This window comes from Collinsella sp. LCP19S3_H3 (genome assembly GCF_052119145.1).
Taxonomy (GTDB): domain Bacteria; phylum Actinomycetota; class Coriobacteriia; order Coriobacteriales; family Coriobacteriaceae; genus Collinsella.
In genome coordinates, this window is sequence record NZ_JBQKFW010000002.1 from 81,450 (window position 1) to 99,611 (window position 18,162).

At 61.3% G+C, this 18,162-nt stretch carries 16 protein-coding genes; all 16 read right to left on the reverse strand.

All coding sequences use genetic code 11. The features are described 5' to 3' along the window. Window positions 1-1,671: a ribonuclease J gene (locus tag ACTQZF_RS01315; RefSeq protein ID WP_117654800.1), complete on the reverse strand. Its 1,671-nt coding sequence runs from the start codon at window positions 1,669-1,671 to the stop codon at window positions 1-3. Between the two features lie 652 nt (window positions 1,672-2,323). Beyond that, on the reverse strand, window positions 2,324-4,570 hold the full coding sequence (locus ACTQZF_RS01320) for a polyribonucleotide nucleotidyltransferase (RefSeq protein WP_441554339.1): 2,247 nt from the start codon (window positions 4,568-4,570) through the stop codon (window positions 2,324-2,326). Between the two features lie 150 nt (window positions 4,571-4,720). Further along, window positions 4,721-4,999: a 30S ribosomal protein S15 gene (rpsO, locus tag ACTQZF_RS01325; RefSeq protein WP_154516313.1), complete on the reverse strand. Its 279-nt coding sequence runs from the start codon at window positions 4,997-4,999 to the stop codon at window positions 4,721-4,723. Window positions 5,000-5,137: 138 nt separating this feature from the next. Next, window positions 5,138-5,887, reverse strand: coding sequence for a DNA repair protein RecO (recO, locus tag ACTQZF_RS01330; protein WP_154516310.1), 750 nt, complete (start codon window positions 5,885-5,887; stop codon window positions 5,138-5,140). Between the two features lie 15 nt (window positions 5,888-5,902). Continuing rightward, window positions 5,903-6,976, reverse strand: coding sequence for a GTPase Era (gene era / locus ACTQZF_RS01335; protein ID WP_441554340.1), 1,074 nt, complete (start codon window positions 6,974-6,976; stop codon window positions 5,903-5,905). Between the two features lie 12 nt (window positions 6,977-6,988). Beyond that, window positions 6,989-7,366 carry a diacylglycerol kinase family protein gene (locus ACTQZF_RS01340; protein WP_099431794.1) on the reverse strand — a complete coding sequence of 126 codons (378 nt, stop codon included), beginning with the start codon at window positions 7,364-7,366 and terminating at the stop codon, window positions 6,989-6,991. A 9-nt stretch (window positions 7,367-7,375) separates the two neighbouring features. Continuing rightward, window positions 7,376-7,885: an rRNA maturation RNase YbeY gene (gene ybeY, locus ACTQZF_RS01345; protein WP_441554341.1), complete on the reverse strand. Its 510-nt coding sequence runs from the start codon at window positions 7,883-7,885 to the stop codon at window positions 7,376-7,378. Continuing rightward, window positions 7,882-8,868: a PhoH family protein gene (locus tag ACTQZF_RS01350; protein ID WP_441554342.1), complete on the reverse strand. Its 987-nt coding sequence runs from the start codon at window positions 8,866-8,868 to the stop codon at window positions 7,882-7,884. The genes ybeY and ACTQZF_RS01350 overlap by 4 nt, the downstream gene beginning before the upstream one ends. Beyond that, window positions 8,849-10,141, reverse strand: coding sequence for a MiaB/RimO family radical SAM methylthiotransferase (locus ACTQZF_RS01355; protein WP_441554343.1), 1,293 nt, complete (start codon window positions 10,139-10,141; stop codon window positions 8,849-8,851). Before ACTQZF_RS01355 ends, ACTQZF_RS01350 begins: the two co-directional genes overlap by 20 nt. 9 nt (window positions 10,142-10,150) lie before the next feature. Next, on the reverse strand, window positions 10,151-11,299 hold the full coding sequence (gene dnaJ, locus ACTQZF_RS01360; RefSeq protein WP_427726832.1) for a molecular chaperone DnaJ: 1,149 nt from the start codon (window positions 11,297-11,299) through the stop codon (window positions 10,151-10,153). An 81-nt stretch (window positions 11,300-11,380) separates the two neighbouring features. Next, window positions 11,381-12,502, reverse strand: a complete 1,122-nt coding sequence (locus tag ACTQZF_RS01365) for a DnaJ domain-containing protein (RefSeq protein WP_441554344.1) — start codon at window positions 12,500-12,502, stop codon at window positions 11,381-11,383. Between the two features lie 58 nt (window positions 12,503-12,560). Then, window positions 12,561-13,793, reverse strand: a complete 1,233-nt coding sequence (hemW, locus tag ACTQZF_RS01370) for a radical SAM family heme chaperone HemW (protein WP_441554346.1) — start codon at window positions 13,791-13,793, stop codon at window positions 12,561-12,563. A gap of 2 nt (window positions 13,794-13,795) precedes the next feature. Further along, a complete protein-coding gene (dusB, locus tag ACTQZF_RS01375; RefSeq protein WP_427717514.1) occupies window positions 13,796-14,839 on the reverse strand; it encodes a tRNA dihydrouridine synthase DusB in 1,044 nt (347 codons plus the stop codon). Window positions 14,840-14,843: 4 nt separating this feature from the next. Beyond that, window positions 14,844-16,655 carry a translation elongation factor 4 gene (gene lepA, locus ACTQZF_RS01380; protein ID WP_441537017.1) on the reverse strand — a complete coding sequence of 604 codons (1,812 nt, stop codon included), beginning with the start codon at window positions 16,653-16,655 and terminating at the stop codon, window positions 14,844-14,846. A gap of 96 nt (window positions 16,656-16,751) precedes the next feature. Beyond that, complete coding sequence (gene rpsT / locus ACTQZF_RS01385) at window positions 16,752-17,018, reverse strand: 30S ribosomal protein S20 (RefSeq protein ID WP_022094714.1); 267 nt, start codon at window positions 17,016-17,018, stop codon at window positions 16,752-16,754. Window positions 17,019-17,151: 133 nt separating this feature from the next. After that, a complete protein-coding gene (gene holA, locus ACTQZF_RS01390; RefSeq protein ID WP_427747932.1) occupies window positions 17,152-18,114 on the reverse strand; it encodes a DNA polymerase III subunit delta in 963 nt (320 codons plus the stop codon). Window positions 18,115-18,162: the final 48 nt, after the last annotated feature.

The window sequence follows — 18,162 nt, forward strand, 5'->3', positions numbered from 1 at the left end:
CTAAACCTCCATGACGACCGGGATGATCATCGGACGGGTGCGCGTACGGCTCCAAATGAAGTTGGAGAGCGAATCGCGCACGGCCTTGCGAATGGCATCGGAGCCGCTGCTCGTAAAGCTAAACTTGCCCTTCTCGATTGTCTTCATGATGGATGCGGAGGCATCCTCGGAGAACTGATCGTCAATAGCAAATGAAACGCCACGGCCCGAGAACTCAATAGCCTCGATCTTCTTGTGCTTGAGCGAGACGATGGCGACAGCCGTGACCATACCGTCATTGGCGAGCTTCTGACGATCGCGCAGGACGATGGGGTCGGTATCACCGATGCGCAGGCCGTCGACGTAGACGACGCCGGATTCGACGGGCGTACCGCGCTTGACAATACCACCGCGCATCTCGAGCGTGTCGCCGTTATCGAGGATAAAGATGTGATCATCCTTAATACCCATCTTACGGGCGAGCTGGGCATGGGCTCGCAGGTGCACGGCCTCGCCGTGAACCGGCATAAAGTAGGTGGGCTTGGCCATGGCCATCAGAAGCTTGAGCTCCTCCTGGCTGCCGTGACCCGAGACATGGACGAGGGCGCGATTCTTATCCCACACGTCGCAGCCAAGCTTGGCCAGGCTGTTGACGACCTGCTGGACGGCCTTCTCGTTGCCGGGGACCGGCGTTGCCGAGAGGATGACGGTATCGCCCTCGTGGATGGAGAGCGTCTTGTGCTCGCCGTTGGCCATACGGGACAGCGCCGACAGCGGCTCGCCCTGAGAGCCGGTGCACATGACGACAATCTTGTCGTCAGGCAGGTTATCGATATCGAAGGCATCGATGATATCGGCATCGTCGATGTTGAGGTAGCCCAGCTCGCGCGCCACGCGGGTGTTGGTGAGCATGGAACGTCCGGTCACGACGACCTTGCGGCCGCACTTGCGGGCGGCGTCGCAGATCTGCTGCAGGCGATGGATATGGCTCGAGAACGACGCGACGAACACGCGGCCCGGGGCATTCTTGATGGCGTGCAGCAAGTTGGGGCCGACTTCGGCCTCGGACTTGGTAAAGCCCGGAACCGTGGCGTTGGTGGAGTCGGAAAGCAACAGGTCGATGCCCTGCTTGGCAAAGCGACTGATGGCGGCATAATCGGGCGTGACGCCATCGATGGGCGTCTGGTCGAGCTTAAAGTCGCCCGTGTGCATAACGGTGCCCTGGTTGGTGCGAATGAATACGCCCAAAGCGCCCGGAATTGAGTGCGTCATAGAGAAGAAGTCGAGCGAAATGCCACCAAGATTGACATGGCTACCGCCCTTGACCTCGCGGAACTTGGGCGCGCGGATGCGGAACTCGGAAAGCTTGCCCTCGATGAAACCAAGCGTCAGCTTGCTCGAGAAGATGGGCACCTTGTTGTTGAGGTCCTGCAGCAGGTACGGAAGCGAACCGGTATGGTCCTCGTGGCCGTGGGTGACGATGATGCCGCGGAGCTTCTCCTCGTTCTCTAGAACATAGGTGTAGTCGGGAAGCACCAGGTCAATACCGGGCTGGGAGTCGTCGGGGAACATAAGGCCGGCGTCGACGAGCACCATGTCGTCGCCGCACTCGAAGACCGTCATATTCTTGCCGATGCCGTCAAGGCCTCCGAGCGGAATGATCTTCAAGGGAGATGATTTTTTAGCTGCCATAGGTTCGTGCGGTTTCCTTTCTTCGAAACGGGTCTGGAACAACCGACGGGGCGCTTCTGGCAAACCGACCGCCGGGAACGTACAAACATGCATCACGGAGTCGATGCAGTAACCGCATTATGATACCCATTTGCCCACCAACAGACCACCCATGCATCAAAGCCCCATCCAAACCGGTCTATCCCGCCGGTCTGGGGCCATCGGGGGCCGGGGCGGGTTAAGTTTGCTGCTCTACAGTCCTGCGCAAGACGGAAAGCACATTAAGTGCTTTCCTTTGCGTGCGGAACTCGCGACAAACTTAACCCGCCCCGGCCCCCGATGGCCCCAGACCTGCCAAAAAGGGACAGGTTTATTTTGGTCGGTTTTATCTGGGGTAATGCCGCACATGCGATTATCTAAAGATCTGAATTCAGATAACTGAATAGACTATCTGACAAAATCGAAAACCGCACCCACCAGCCCTTTTGCTATTCCCGGCGGGGGCCGCGGGTAAAGTTTATCGCGAGTTCCGCACGAGCCGGAGAGCACTTAATGTGCTCTCCGTGCGAGCAGGACTGTAGAGCAGGAAACTTTACCCGCGGACCCCGCCGGGAATAGCAAAAGGGCGACCCCTGTCCGGAGTCGCCCTTGTTGAGCTGCTTATGTGTAGCTGTTACTCGGCGTCGTGGTGACGGCGGGGCTTGCGGCCTCCGTTGTCGCCGGGACGGCGCGGACGGTCGCTGCGCTCGGAGCGCTCGCGACGCGGACGCTCACGGCGCTGGAAGTGCTCACCGTCGCCCTCGGGGGCACCCTCAGCACAAGCCGGGGCCTCGGGCTTATCCAAACGATCGAGCGAGATCTTGCCGCGATCATCGACCTCGATGACGACGACCTTAACCTCGTCGCCCACGTTGAGGACGTCCTCGACCTTCTCCACGCGGCCCTTGGCGACGCGGGAGATGTGCAGCAGGCCGTCCTTACCGGGCAGCAGGTTGACAAAGGCGCCGAAGGGCTGGATGGAGACCACGCGACCGGTGTACTCCTCGCCCGGCTCGGGAACCTTGATGATGAGCTTGATGCGCTCGACAGCCTGGTCGACGGACTCGCCGGTGCCACCGACAAAGACAGTGCCGTCCTCCTGGATGTCGACCAAAGCACCGGTCTCGTCTTGGATGCCGCGGATGACCTTGCCGCCGGAACCGATGACGTCGCGGATCTTGTCGGTCGGAACCTGGATGGAGACGATGCGCGGAGCGGTGCTGCGCGTGGTGTGGCGCGGCTCGGGGATCACATCGAGCATCTTCTGCAGGATGAAGGCGCGACCCTCCTTGGCCTGCTGCAGGGCGCGGGCCAGGATGTCGAAGGTAAGGCCGGTGGCCTTGTTGTCCATCTGCAGAGCGGTAATGCCCTCGGTGGTGCCGGTGACCTTAAAGTCCATATCGCCCAGGAAGTCCTCGAGACCCTGGATGTCAGACAGGACCACGGTCTTGCCCTCCTCCTGGATCAGACCCATGGCGATACCGGAGACCGGGCGCTTAATGGGCACGCCGCCGTCCATAAGGGCGAGCGTGGAGCCGCAGGTCGAAGCCATCGAAGAGGAGCCGTTGGACTCCATGACCTCGGAGACCACGCGGATGGCGTAGGGGAACTCGTTCTCGTCGGGGAGCACCGGAAGCAGGGCGCGCTCGGCCAGGTTGCCGTGGCCGATCTCGCGACGCTTGGGGCTACCCATGCGGCCGGTCTCGCCGGTGCAGAACGGCGGGAAGTTGTAGTGGTGCATGTAGCGCTTGCCCTCGGTGGGCTCGATGGTATCCAGACGCTGGCCCTCGTTGAGCATGCCGAGCGACAGGACGGAGAGCACCTGGGTCTGGCCGCGCTGGAACAGGCCGGAGCCGTGAACGAGCGGCAGGTAGTTGTCCTTCACCATAATGGGGCGAATCTCATCGGCGGCACGGCCGTCGACGCGCTCACCGGTCTCGACGACCATGGTGCGCATGGCCTTCTTCTCGAGCTTCTTGAGTGCCACGGGGATCTCGCGCTCCCAAGCGGCCTGCTCCTCCTCGGTGAACTCGGCACGGATGGACTCCTTCAGAGCCTCGACCTTGCCGATACGGGAGAGCTTGTCGGCGTCGCGAAGGGCGGCTGCCATCTCGTCGTAGTGGGCGAAGATGCGCTCCTGGACCTCCTCGACGGGCTGGTCGAGCGGGTACTCCTTCTTGACGATAGCGCCGTTGACCTGCTCCCACTCGGCAACGAACTCGTCCTGAGCCCGGCAGAAGGCAGCGAGGGCCTCCTGGCCAAACTTCATGGCGGCGAGCATATCGTCCTCGGAGATCTCATCGGCGCCGGCCTCGACCATCGAGATGAAGTCGGCAGAGCCGCCCAGCTCCAGGTCCAGATCGGAGTTCTCGCGCTCCTCATAGGTGGGGTTGACGATAAACTCGCCGGTCTCCACGTTGCGGCCGATGCGCACGCACGCAAGCGGGCCCTCGAAGGGCACGCCACCGAGCGTCATGGCCAGGGAGGCACCCATGACGTTGATGACGTCGAAGGGGTTGACCTGGTCGGCGACGAGCGAGGTGGCGACGATGTGCACCTCGTTGCGGAAGCCGTCCGGGAAGCTCGGGCGAATGGGACGGTCGATCATGCGGGCCGTAAGCGTGGCCTTCTCGCTGGGACGGCCCTCACGCTTGAGGTAGCCACCCGGGATGCGGCCGGCAGCGTACATCTTCTCGTTGAAGTCGACGGTCAGCGGAAAGAAGTCGTAGTTCTTGCGCTCCTTGGAGACGACCACGGTGTCGAGCATCGTGGTGTCGCCCTGCTTGACCAGACAGGCGCCGGTGGCCTGCTTGGCAAGCTCGCCCGACTCAAAGGTGTAGGTCTTGCCGTACAGCTCAAAGGTCTTGGATACGAGTGTCATTGTTCTCCTTTACCCCGCAGGCCCCTTGCCTGCGGGCTTCTCATGTGACGCGGGCCCCCTGCCCCCGCCACGCTTCAGAGCGTGATTGTTCACGCCCTTACACAAAAAGAGCGCCCCGCTGCGCAGGACGCTCTTAGCATGTACAAATCCTTACTGGATATTGTCGCGGATGCCCAGAGCCTTGATGAGCTCACGATACTCGACGACGTCGTTCTTCTTGATGTAGGAGAGAAGACGACGACGGCGACCGACGAGCATGAGCAGACCACGACGGGTGTGGAAGTCCTTCTGGTGGGACTTCATGTGCTCGGTCAGCTCCTTGATGCGCTCGGTCAGGATGGCGACCTGAACCTTGGGGTTGCCGGTGTCGACCGGGGTGTTACCGAACTGGGCAGTCAGCTCCGCCTTGCGCTCTTTGGAAACAGTCATTGTTTCACCTTTCGTTTCGCGTCGCCCGCGGGCGACTCTATTCGCCTCGGACTGGGAAGCCGCCGGTGGAGCGAGCATCCAAGGTCGAGGTACCAACAGGTCGGTATGTTACCACAAGCGGACCGCGTATGCCCATCATCACCGACCCAACATGAATTCCATCGCGCGAAGACGCTGATCGGTGTGCGTCGCAGCCCAAACATGCGAAAGCCCCAGCAAAAAGGCGGCAGTATGGGGATCGACCCTCTCGGCCATGAGCGCATCGAAGGTCATGGACATGAGGGCGCGAAGCCATGCGACCTCGCCGGTCGACACCAGCTCGGCACCCGGAACGCTCGACGCGCACGACCCGCACATGAGCCCGCCCGCCTGGGGCGAAAAATACGACAGCATGGGGTCTCCGCACAGTACGCAGGCCGAAAAATCGGGTCGATAGCCAACGTGCGACAACAGCTTAAAGACATATGCCGCCACAAGCAGGTCCATATGTGCCGTGTCGAGCCTGCTGCCCACCAGGGCAAGTGCTCGCTGCGTAATGGCAAAGGTAAACGGGTCCTCGGCGTCCTCGAACGAGCACACGCGCGCGACCTCGGCGATCGCGCTTGCGGCGCAGGTCGTCTCGTAATCGGGCGCGGCGCCGAGCGGCGCCTCCATAAGCTCGGCCTGGGAAACCACGTCGAGCGACCGTCCGTGCGCGAGCAGCATATCGACGGTACAGAACAGCTCGCAGCGCGCCGCCAGGCGCCCGCCGGGTTTGCGCGCGCCCTTTGCCACGGCACGGACCTGCCGACCCCGCTCATCGAGCATCGTCAAGATCAGATCGGTCTCCTTGAGCTTGGTCTTATCGAGGACGAGTACCTTTGTGCGATATGTCCGTGAGCCTGCCATGAGCGCCGCGCGCCCTTAGTCCTCGGCGTTGTAGCCAAAACGGCGAATCTGGGCCTCGTCGTCACGCCAGCCGGCCTTTACCTTCACGTCCAGCTCCAAAAAGACCTGCGTGCCAAAGATGCGCTCAAGATCGCGACGGGCGTCGATGCCGATATGCTTGATCATCTCGCCGCCCTTACCGATGATGATGCCCTTTTGGCCCTCGCGCTCGACGTAAATGGTGGCATGCACGCGCAGCACCTTCTTGGTCTGCTCGAGCGCATCGCAGATTACGCCAACGGAGTGCGGAATCTCATCACGGGTGCGGCGCAAGACCTTCTCGCGCACAAACTCGGCAACGAGCGTCTCGTCGGAAGCGTCGGTACCCATGTCCTCGGGGAACCAACGCGGGCCCTCGGGCAAAAAGTGCGCAACGGTCTCGATGAAGGCATCGACGTTAAAGTTCTTGACCGACGACGTCACGATCTCATCGTCATATTCCATGAGCTCGTGGGCGGCCTTAAGCTGCTCCATGACCTGTGCGGGATCGGCCTCATCGGCCTTGGTGAGCACCAGGACCTTCTTGGAACGGGCGCATCTGACGCGCTCGGCAACCCAGGCGTCTCCCCTGCCGATCGGTTTGGTGGCATCAATTAAAAACGCGACGACATCGACATCGTTCAGCTCGAACAGCACGCTCTTGTTGAGCTCGGACCCCAGGCCGTCCTTGGGTTTGTGAATACCCGGGGTATCGACAAAAACCAGCTGGTAACCGGGGCGATTGACGACGGCGCGCATGCGACGGCGGGTCGTCTGGGCCACCGGCGAGGTGATGGCGACCTTTTTGCCATAGCAGGCGTTGAGCAGCGTGGACTTACCGGCGTTGGGGCGGCCGACCAGGGCCACGAAGCCGCTGCGGAAACCGGGCTCAACGTCGCCAAAGCCCGCGAGGCTGTCGCCCTCGTCGCACAGGGCGTCGAGCTCCTCGTCACTCATGCCCTCAAACGGGTCGAACCCCTCGACCTCGCAAGCCTCAGTCGCTTCGGCATCCACAGCATCCAGGGACTCGTCGTCCAGCGTTTCATCGATAGGCTGCATATTGTCGGACATGAAGATCCCTTTCTAAATAAAGCCGAGCGCGTGGGCAAATACCAACAAGCCCACAATCGCGGCGGTGATGGAAAGAACGTATACGGAGGCGGCGGCGATATCCTTTGCACGCTTTGCCAGCGGATGGAGCTCCTGGGTCGCCAAATCGACAATCGCCTCCATGGCGGTGTTGCACAGCTCGCCGTGAATCACCAGGCCGCAGCAAATGATAATCGTAGCCCACTCGGCAATGTCGAGCCCCACGATGCAGCCGGCAATGACAGTGCACACACCCGCCACGAGCATGACCTTAATGTTACGCTCGGTCTTGACGGCGGTAACGAAGCCCTCCATGGCGTAGGAGAACGACTTTAAAAAGGACGGATGGTCCTTGTTCGATCCGGGAATCATAGACGGCTCCTAGTCGTGGGCATGGTTGGTGATGGGGCCGACGTGAACCAGCTTGGGGTCCTCGCCGCGCTCGAGCGCCAGATCGCGCAGGATGGCGTCCTCGCGGGCCTCCATGACCTCGGCCTCGTCGTCCTCGATATGATCGTAGCCCAGTAAATGCAACATGCCATGCACGAGCATCAGGCGGCACTCATCGGCAGGGCTATTGCCAAAGCCGGGGGCCTGACGGGCAATGACCTGCGGGGCCAAGATGATATCGCCGAGCTCGAGCGTCTCGTCGGCTGGGATATCCTCGTCAAAGGCCGAGTCGCATTCAAACGAGAGGACATCGGTGGTACGGTCGATACCGCGCCACTCGTGGTTGAGCTCGTGCATCTCATCCTCATCGACATACGAAAGGGAAATCTCGACTTTTCGCTCAACGCCCTCGGCAGCAAGCACGACCTCGCAGATGTGCTCTATCTCCTGCGCGACAAGCAGCGTATCGAGCTCGGCATCGTTGCTGATCAATACACTCAACGGGACTCCTTTCGGTCGTGCACGCGTTTCTCGCGCACGTCATCATAAGCATCATATGCCTCGACGATTCGCCCCACCAAGGCGTGACGCACCACGTCGGCACGCTCGAGGTGCGAAAACGCGACATCGTCGACACGACCCAAAATCTGCTCAACGTCGGCAAGACCGCCGCGACGACCTACCAAGTCACGCTGGCTCAGGTCACCGGTAATCACAAACTTGGAGTTAAAGCCCAAGCGCGTCAGGAACATCTTCATCTGCTCGGGCGTGGTATTTTGAGCCTCGTCGAGCACCACGAAGGCATCGCTCAGCGTACGACCGCGCATGTAGGCAAGCGGGGCGATCTCGATCACGCCACGCTCCATAAGCTCATCGGTGCGCTCGCGATCCATCATGTCAAAAAGGGCGTCGTAGAGCGGACGCATGTAGGGATCGATCTTTTCCTCGAGGGTACCGGGCAAAAAGCCCAAGTTCTCCCCCGCCTCGACAACCGGACGCGTCAAGATCAGACGGCCCACCTCGTGACGCTTGAGCGCGGCAACGGCAAGCGCCATGGCCAGATAGGTCTTACCGGTACCGGCAGGACCCAAGCCAAACGTGATGGTATGCGAGCGGATGGCATCCACATAGCGCTTTTGACCGAGCGTCTTGGGGCGAATGGCACGACCGCGATACGAAAGCAGCACATCATCGCGAAGCGACGTAGCCCCGTACTCACCGTCGCGCAAGACGGCCAGGCAGCGAGAGACATCGTCGACAGACAGCGTCCGTCCGGCGGCAGCCTCGCGAAAAGCATGCTCGAAAAAGCGCGCCACGAGCTCGACCTCGTCCGGGTCACCGCACACGGCGATACGGTCACCACGGGCGACCACGTGGGCGCGAACCAAACTCTCGAGCGCACGAAGGACGCCGTCGCCGGCACCCAAAACGCGCGAGGGATCAATTCCATCGGGAACGGTAAGTCTAATCTTCGAGGCTTCCATGAACCTCCCTGCGTGCATGGACCAAGCCGGAATCATCGACTCCGATGATAGCAACATCGAGCAGGCACGGGGCTGTGAGTCCGCAGGTATCGTCAAGACGGGCATGATGGAACGAACCGAGCGTCAGGTTGTCGCCATACTCGAGCACGGCACGCTCGACGGTGCCCACGCGACGGCGGGCGTCGGCAATGGCGAGTTCCTGCGCCGCGGCTCGCATACGACGGCTGCGCTCAGCCATGACCTCGGGCGGCACCTGGTCGGGCATATCGGCAGCAAGGGTACCGGGACGCTTGCTATAGCGGAAGACATGCATGCGCGAAAAGCCCACGCGACGGCACAACGCCAGCGACTCCTCAAATTCCTCGTCCGTCTCGCCGGGAAAACCGACGATGACGTCGCACGAAAGGGACGCCTGGGGCAAGTTGGCGCGAATCATACGCACCGTCTCCTCAAATGCCTCGGCGCTATAGGGACGGCCCATGCGATGCAGGGTCGCCGTGCAGCCAGACTGCACGGGCAGGTGCAAAAACGGGGCGATGCGCTGCGGATAGCGCGCCATGACCTTAAGCAGGGGCTCGGAGATATCCATGGGCTCGACCGAGGAAATGCGCACATGAGGAATAGACGTACGCTCCATGATTGCCTCGAGCAGCTCATCGATCTCGACGTGTTCGTCAGTCGCACTCTTGCCATCGTAGGCGCCCAGGTTCACGCCCGTCAGCACCACCTCGGGCACGCCGGCCTCCTGAGCCTCACGAACTTGTTCGAGCACAGACTCGACCGGCACGGAGCGCTCGGGGCCGCGGGCCTTCCACACAATGCAATAGGTGCAACGATGGTTGCAGCCGTCCTGGATCTTCACACCCAGACGCGAGCGACCGAGCGCGTCGACCACATCGCCGTCGCTACAGGCGGCCACGCTATCGGACTCAACGCCCAGCACCTCGCAGACGCGTTCGGCGACATCGATCTTAGACGGCTCCGCGATCACGCGGTCCGAAAGCTCCAGAAGCTCCTCGGGGTGCAAATTGACAACGCACCCGGTCACGACCACATAGGGCTCTTTTGGATGAGCCAGCGCATGGCGGACGGCCTTACGGGTCTTGGCCTCGGCCTCGCCCGTAACGGCACAGGTGTTAATGACGATCAGCTCCGCATCCTGAGGCTCCACCATTGCAAAACCCAGGCGCATAAGATCGGCAGTGATACGGTCGGACTCAACCCGGTTGACACGGCAGCCGAGGTTGACAACAGAGATATGAGGTGCGAGCACGCGGGCTCCTTAATCGAGGATGTCGTCGAGAGCGCTCTTAATGCGATCGGTCACCGATTTCTTGCCGGAAGCGACATCGTCGCCCGACTCGGCGGCGAAAGCCTCGAGCAGCTCGCGCTGCTTGGCGGAAAGGTTCGTGGGGACGAGCACGCGCAGCTGAACGATCAAGCGTCCACGCGAGCCGCCACCGCCGATACGGGGCATACCGTAGTTGTTGACACTCACGGTGTCGCCGTACTGCGTACCGGCGGGGACGCACACCTTGACGACCTCGTCGGGTAAAATGCCCTCAACCTTAATCTCGCAGCCGAGCGCAGCCTGCGCAATCGAGATATCGCTCACGAGGTACAGGTCGTCGCCGTTGCGTTTAAAACGCTCGTGATCGGCGACGCGCACGTTGACGATCAGGTCGCCCGAGGGCTCACCACGAAGGCCTGCCTCGCCAAAGCCGCTCACGCGCAGCTGGCGACCGGTCGAGACGCCGGCGGGGATATCGATGTCGATCTTTTCATGCGAAGGCGTGCGGCCCTGACCGTCGCAGGTCTCGCAGGGATGGTCGATGACCGTACCTTCGCCATGGCAGTCGGGGCAGGGCGAAGAGGACTGAACTTGACCCAGGAACGAGCGCTGGACCGTCGTGACATAGCCCGTGCCGTGGCAACGGCTGCACTGCTTTTCGGCCGCACCCTCGGCCCTACCGGTGCCATTGCAATCATCACAGGGGGCAAGGCGGTCATAGCTGATCGTCTTTTTGCAACCGAGCGCCGCCTCCTCAAGGGTCACCGAAAGGGAGATGGCCATATCGCGGCCGCGACGACGCTCGCGGCGATTTCGGGCGCCACCGCCGGCGCCGCCGCCAAAGAACGACGAAAAGAGGTCGTCCATGCCCATGCCGCCAAAGATATCGTTAATGTCGACATAGCCGGAGCCACCGGGGCCGTCGGGCGAACCGTAGCGATCGTAGTTTGCACGCTTCTGCTCGTCGGAAAGAACGGAATATGCCTCGTTGAGCTCTTTGAACTTGGCCTCGGCATCGGGGTCGTCCGAAACGTCCGGGTGTACGATACGGGCCTTCTTTAGAAACGCGCGCTTAATCGTCCGCGCGTCGGCATCCTTGTCGACGCCAAGTACCTCGTAGTAATCCCTATTTTCCGACACGACCGAATCCTTCCGACTTTCATTATTGTCACAGTGCGTCCTATACCCAAGCTGGGCCGACCGCAAACAAAGGGTTTGATGTTATTGCATTGCGTAGGGCGAAAGCATGGCACGTTGCGAGCAGCTCGCAAACCAAACCGACACGAGAGCAAACATAAATCCGTTGGCAAAACCGTTGGCAAACTGCATCGCGCCGCGCTTCCACCACAGCAGGCTGCGGTGAAGCACGCCGTCCGAGAGCACCATGAACAAGCCCATGGCAAACGGAACAAAGCACATCATGGCAAAGGCCGAGAACACGCCCGAGATGGCCGACAGCACCAAAAAAGGCGCCACGATGCCCATCAGGTAAAAACCGGTACGAGCCTTGCCCTCCAGGCGTTCGGCCTCGACATGGGCGCGCCCGACCAAATCGCCGCCCGAGGCACCGTTGGTGCCGGCGTGACCCATGCCGTCAATATGGACCTCGTCGCCATCATGCGTGCCGGCAGGAAACTCAATCGTCTGCTCGGAGGTCACACGGGTCCGCCCGCTGCCACCGCAATCGGGGCAGGGGTCGGCGACGACCTTACCGGAACCGCCGCACTCGGGGCAGACCGACTGGAACGTGCCGGCACCAAACAGGAAGGACAGGTCGACGTCGATGTGGCCGCGACCGCCGCAGCTCGGACAGGTATGTGCATGCTCGGACGAGACAGAGCCCGAGCCCCCGCAATGACCACAGGTATCGAAGCGCGTATAGCGGACGGTCTTGCGGGCACCACCCTTGGCCTCCTTGGCGTCGAGCTTAATATCGACGACCACGTTGGCGCCGTTCTCGGGATTATAGGCAGCCTGGCGGCGACGCTGCTGGCCCCAGGCGCCACCAAAGGGAAAGCCGCCCTCAAAGGGAAAGCCGCCCTCAAAGGGATTGCCATAGCCTGCGCTGCCGGCGTAGCCGCCGCCATAGGGCGAAGCAGAAGGAGCGCCGGCGAAGGGATTGCCCGAGCGCATGGCATCATAGCGCGCACGCTTCTGCTCGTCCGAAAGCACGGCATAGGCCTCGGAAACCTCTTTAAACTTTTCCTCGGCATCCGGCTCTTTGTTGACGTCCGGATGGAGCTTGCGGGCCTTTTGCTGAAAGGCCTTCTGGATATCACGCGAGGTGGCGTCCTTGGAGACACCCAAGATCTCGTAGTAATCTTTTTCGTTCATCGTCGCCATGCGCGGCAACCTCCTGCTCACAGCAGCGTATATATTGCGGTAATTCTACCCGAGCGGCCTAAGCTAGACCCCAAAACAGCTCGAACAGCATATTTCCATCGAGCCAGCCCAAGTGGGTGGGCGCTAAACGGGCGCGGGCGCGACCTGCTACAACATCTTTTGAGGTGATGCGCCCCGCATGCCCCTCGACATCAATGGGCACCCAGGTGGCAAGGCCCAACTCGAGCGCACGGTCACAGGACGCCGCCAGCTCGTCTGCAGGAATCACGCTTGCCGAGCGAACCAACAGGTCGGGCCCAATGCCACGCGTCATGCGGCAGGCGAGCATCAAATCCTCCGCCGCCGCCTCGCGCCGCGACAGATACTCGGCATCAAACGTCGTCGCGGCATCGTCGCGTTGTACCAGACGCACGCGATACGCATCGCCGCGAGCGGGCACGTGGGGATAAAGCCCGGCCAAGCGATCGAAATCCTCGGCGTCGAGCATGCCCGCGGCAGAGCGACCCAGGCCCAGATAGCCCCGTCCGGTCCAATAGGCGATGTTATGCGAGCACTCATGTCCGTCGAGAGCATAGCTTGCCACCTCATACGGGTGATAGCCGGTCACGCCCAGACGCTCGCGCGCCGCTTCCATGCACGCAGCCTGAAAATCCTCGTCGGGCTCGAGCGACTCGTCGTAACACGCCATGCGGTAGAGCGGCGTGCCTTCCTCGAGCGTGAGCGGGTACACCGACACATGTTGCGGCGCCGCTGCCAACACGCCATCGAGCGTGCGCTTCCAACTCGCTGCGGTCTGCCCGGGAAGGCCGCACATAAGGTCGCACGACACATCGAGCCCAGCGTCCTTAACCGTCGTGATGGCAGCGAGCGCCCGATCGGCATCGTGAATACGGCCGATGGCGGTAAGTTCGGCATTATCGAGCGTTTGCACGCCCAGAGAGACGCGTGTGACACCAACCTTGGCAAGCGCAGCGGCAAGCTCGGCGGTCAGCGACTCAGGATTAGCCTCGCAGGTAAACTCGACGGGCTTGCACCACATGCAAATACGCCGGGCAAGCTCCACCAGACGCTCTCCCGCCAGCGACGGTGTGCCGCCGCCAACATAGACGGTGCGGACCTGTGCAAGCGCCCCGGTGTCTCCAAAGGCATCAAGGCGCGCATACAGCTGCTCAAAATAGGCATCGAGCGCTGCGCTCAGGTCGCACGGAGCAAAACCGCGTGAGTCAAAGTCGCAGTACCGACACTTTTGAGCGCAAAACGGCACATGCACGTACAGCGCGGTAACGGCCACCGTTAGGCCTCCAGCGGATGAGCGGGCACCGACTCGCCAGCGGCAAGCGCGGCCTCGCAGGCCACCACATCGCGCTCGATATCATCGACCAATGCCATGAACTCCTCATATGTGGAGCAACGCACCACCTGGGCACGCCAGGCGGCGGCATGGGGCATGCCCTTTAGATACCAACTCGCGTACGTACGGGCACGCGACATGAGCGGCAGAAGCTCATGCGTCAGTGTGAGATGCTCGCGCAGGGCGTCCAGGCGCTCGACAGAGCTGCGCACCGGCACCGGTACGCCATTGAGCGCAAGGGCGCGAGCATCACCAAAGACCCAGGGATTACCGTAGATACCGCGTGCGATAAACACCGCGCTGGCACCCGAGTTGCGCAGATGCTCCGCGGCATCCTCGGCCGAGAACACGTCGCCCGAACCGATGACGGGAATCTCGACGGCATCGGCCACCTCATCGACGACCGACCAATCGGCCTGACCCGTATAGAGCTGCGTGGCACAGCGACCATGCACCGCCACAGCAGCGGCGCCCGCCCCCTCGAGCATCTGGGCAAACGTCGCGGCATTGCGATCTTCGGCATAAAAGCCTTTGCGAATCTTAACGGTCACGGGCACGTGCGCCGCTCCCACCGCCGCCTCGACGATCTTCTCGGCCAGCTCGGGCGTGCGCATGAGCGCCGAGCCCTCGCCTTTGGTGACGACCTTGCGAGCCGGGCAGGCCATGTTGATATCGATCAGCGACAGGCGATCGCCCACACGCTCCTCGACGGCAGCGACGGCGCTCGCAAATTGATCGGGCTTGGAGCCAAAGAGCTGCACGCAGATCTGCCGCTCCTCGTCTGCCGGCAGCACCAGGCGCCACGTCTTATTGCTGGCATAGGCAAGGCCCGCCACGCTCACCATCTCGCTGTAGGCAAGATTGGCGCCGCGGCGGCGGCACATGATGCGATAGGCGGGATCGGTCACGCCGGCCATGGGAGCCATAAGGAACGGCTGCTCGGCATAGGCACCCAGCAGCCGCGTACTGTATTCGGAAAGCGCCATGGAACTACTCGTCCACCTTGAGGATAGCCATAAAGGCCTCTTGCGGGACCTCGACCGAACCGATGGCCTTCATGCGCTTCTTGCCCTCTTTCTGCTTCTCGAGCAGCTTGCGCTTACGCGAGATATCGCCGCCATAGCACTTGGCCAAAACGTCCTTGCGGCGCGCCTTGACGGTCGAGCGGGCAATGATCTTGTTGCCGATGGCACCCTGAATGGGCACCTCGAACAGCTGGCGCGGAATAATTTCCTTAAGCTTGTCGCACAACCCGCGGGCCAGGCCATAGGCCTTGTCCTTGTGCACGATAAACGAAAGCGCGTCCACCTCGTCGCCCGAAAGCAGGATATCGAGCTTGACGAGCTCGGAGGGACGATACTCGTTGAACTCATAATCGAGCGACGCATAGCCCTTGGTGCGGCTCTTGAGCTGGTCAAAGAAGTCCAGGATGAGTTCGGCGAGCGGCATGTCGAAGCGCATCTCGACCGATTTGCTCGTGAGGTGGATCATGTCGGTCGTAATGCCGCGGTGCTCGATAGCGAGCTGCATGACGGCTCCCGTATACTCGGGCGGGCAGATAATCTTGGCCTTGAGGTAGGGCTCCTCAATGCGCTCGATGCGCGTAGCCTCGGGCAGATCCTGCGGGCTGCGGACATCAAGCATCTCGCCGTCGGTCTTGTAGACGTGGTAGTCCACCGAAGGGCTCGTGGCGATGAGGTCCAGGTTGAACTCGCGCTCCAGGCGCTCCTTGACGACCTCCATATGCAGCAGGCCCAAGAAGCCAACGCGGAAGCCAAAGCCGAGCGCCACCGAGGTCTCGGGCTCCCACACCAACGACGGGTCGTTGACATGCAGCTTATCGAGAGCGTCACGCAGGTTCTCATAATCCTTGTTGTCGATCGGGAACAAGCCCGTGTAGACCATGGGCTTGGCCTCACGGTAACCGGGAAGCGGCTCAGGGCAGGGATTCGACGCCCACGTGAGGGTATCGCCCACGCGAACGGCCTCAGGGTCCTTCAGGCCCGTGACCACGTAGCCCACCTCACCGACCGTCAGCGCGTCGACCGGAGTCTCGGCGGGACGCTTGACGCCCACGCCATCGACCAAAAAGTCGCCCTCGGCCTGCATCATGCGCAGGGTATCGCCCTTCTTGATGGAGCCGTCAAAGACGCGGACCGTGGCGACGACACCGCGGTACTCGTCAAAATACGAATCCAGGATGAGCGCCTTGAGCGGCGCCGTCGCATCGCCCTTGGGCGGTGAGATCAAAAAGACGATGGACTCCAGCAGATCATGGATGCCCTCGCCGGTCTTGCCCGATACGCACACGGCATCGTCGGCAGGAATCGCAAGGTCATCCTCGATCTCGGTCTTAACCTCGTCGGGGTGTGCCGACGGCAAGTCGATCTTGTTGATAGCGGGCACGATATCCAGGTTGGCGTTCATGGCGAGCGTCGCGTTGGAGACGGTCTGCGCCTCGACGCCCTGCGTGGCGTCGACGACGAGCACCGCACCCTCGCAAGCGGCAAGCGAACGCGAGACCTCGTAGGTGAAGTCCACGTGGCCCGGCGTATCGATCAGGTTGAACTGATACGTCTCGCCATCGTCGGCGTCATAGGAAACGCGAACGGCATTGGACTTGATCGTGATACCGCGCTCGCGCTCGATATCCATGGTGTCGAGCAGCTGCGATTCCATGTCGCGCTCGTCGACGGTATGGGTGAGCTCGAGGATGCGATCACTGATCGTGGACTTGCCATGGTCGATATGCGCAACGATCGAGAAGTTGCGGATGTGGGAAATGTCAATTGAAGTATTCATGCGGACTATCTTACCCGAGCGGTACAAAAAATGGAGCCTGTTCCATAAAACAGGCTCCATTTATGCGCGTAATCTATGTGGTGTGAAATTTACAACTTAGGCGTTGATGCTGTTCACGAGCTTGGCAAGACCGGACTTGCGGTTGGAAGCCTGGTTCTTGTGGATAACATGCTTGGCGGCAGCCATGTCGAGACGCTTGGTGACGGTCTTGAGGGCAGCCTGGGCCTTCTCGGCGTCGCCCTCGGCGACGGCGGACTGGACGTGCTTGGTCAGCGTCTTGAGCTCGGACTTGACAGCCTTGTTACGCATGCGAGCTGCCTCATTGGTGCGGATACGCTTCTTCTGAGACTTGATGTTTGCCACTTCTGGAGTTCCTTTCGAGTTCCTTGCAAAAAATGTATGACACCTCTGAGACACGGTGAGGTCATGCAAGCGCCTACTATAGCACGCTCCCCCTCAAAGGGATAGAACGAATTTGTCAAATAGACAGGTATCATCACGATTTTCTCAAGATGTTCGTAATCCAGAGCAAAAGCGCGTTCTGAGAATCGGCCGAACCCTTAAGAGCGAGCTCAACATCGACCGCGCCCTCGAGCGCCGCGACGAGCTCCGCCATCGAAAAGCGGCGTGCCCAGGTCAGGTGATTCTTAACCTGCCAGGGTTGAAGCTTGAGCGTCGCGGCAAGCTCGCGACCCTGCCCACGCGCATCGAGCGCCTTGGCGACGATAAGCTCGCGAATGCGTCCGCACAGCAGCGTGTAGGTCCACACATAGCTCTTGGCGGGTAGCAGCCCAAAGAGCTCAAGCGAGCGGCGCATATCACGAGCCGAGACCGCGTTGAGAAAATCCCAGGGCTGAACTTCGGCCGTGCGCACGATCCAGCGTTCCACATCGGCAAGCTCAATTTGCGGCGCATCGACCATCTGGGCAAGCTTGGCCAAGTCGTTATCGAGCATGCGAGTGTTTTCACCCGAACGCGAGACGAGTTCCTCGGCGGCCGCCGTCGAGATCGACTTGCCGTGCTGCGTCGCCATCTGCTGCACGCGGCGCGGTAGCTCCCAGCGCTTGGTGCCGGAGCAATCGATCACGGCCTTCTTGTCGATCTTGGCGATCGCCTTATACAGGCGCGTGTTCTTGGCAAGCGAGTCGGCGATGATGAGACAGACCGTTGTGGGGCTTGGACTCGCTAAATACTCGACAAGCGGCTCCGAGACCGCCTTGGCGAGCTTTGAGCAGCCGTCAAGGATTACCAAGCGAAACTCGCTGCCCATGGGAAAAGTGTTGAGCGATCCGATAATGGACTCGATATCGGGGTCCTTGGTCATGTCGCGCTCGTCGAGGTTGAACTCGACCATACCCGACTTTTCCAGACGTGCTTTCATACGCGAGACGGCGTGGTCGCGCTTGACTCCGTCGGTACCGACGATCAGATATGCCGGCAGCAGACCGGTTTCAGACATCGCGCTCCCCTCCCGCAGGCTCTCCTGTTCGTACCGTGCCATTCTATC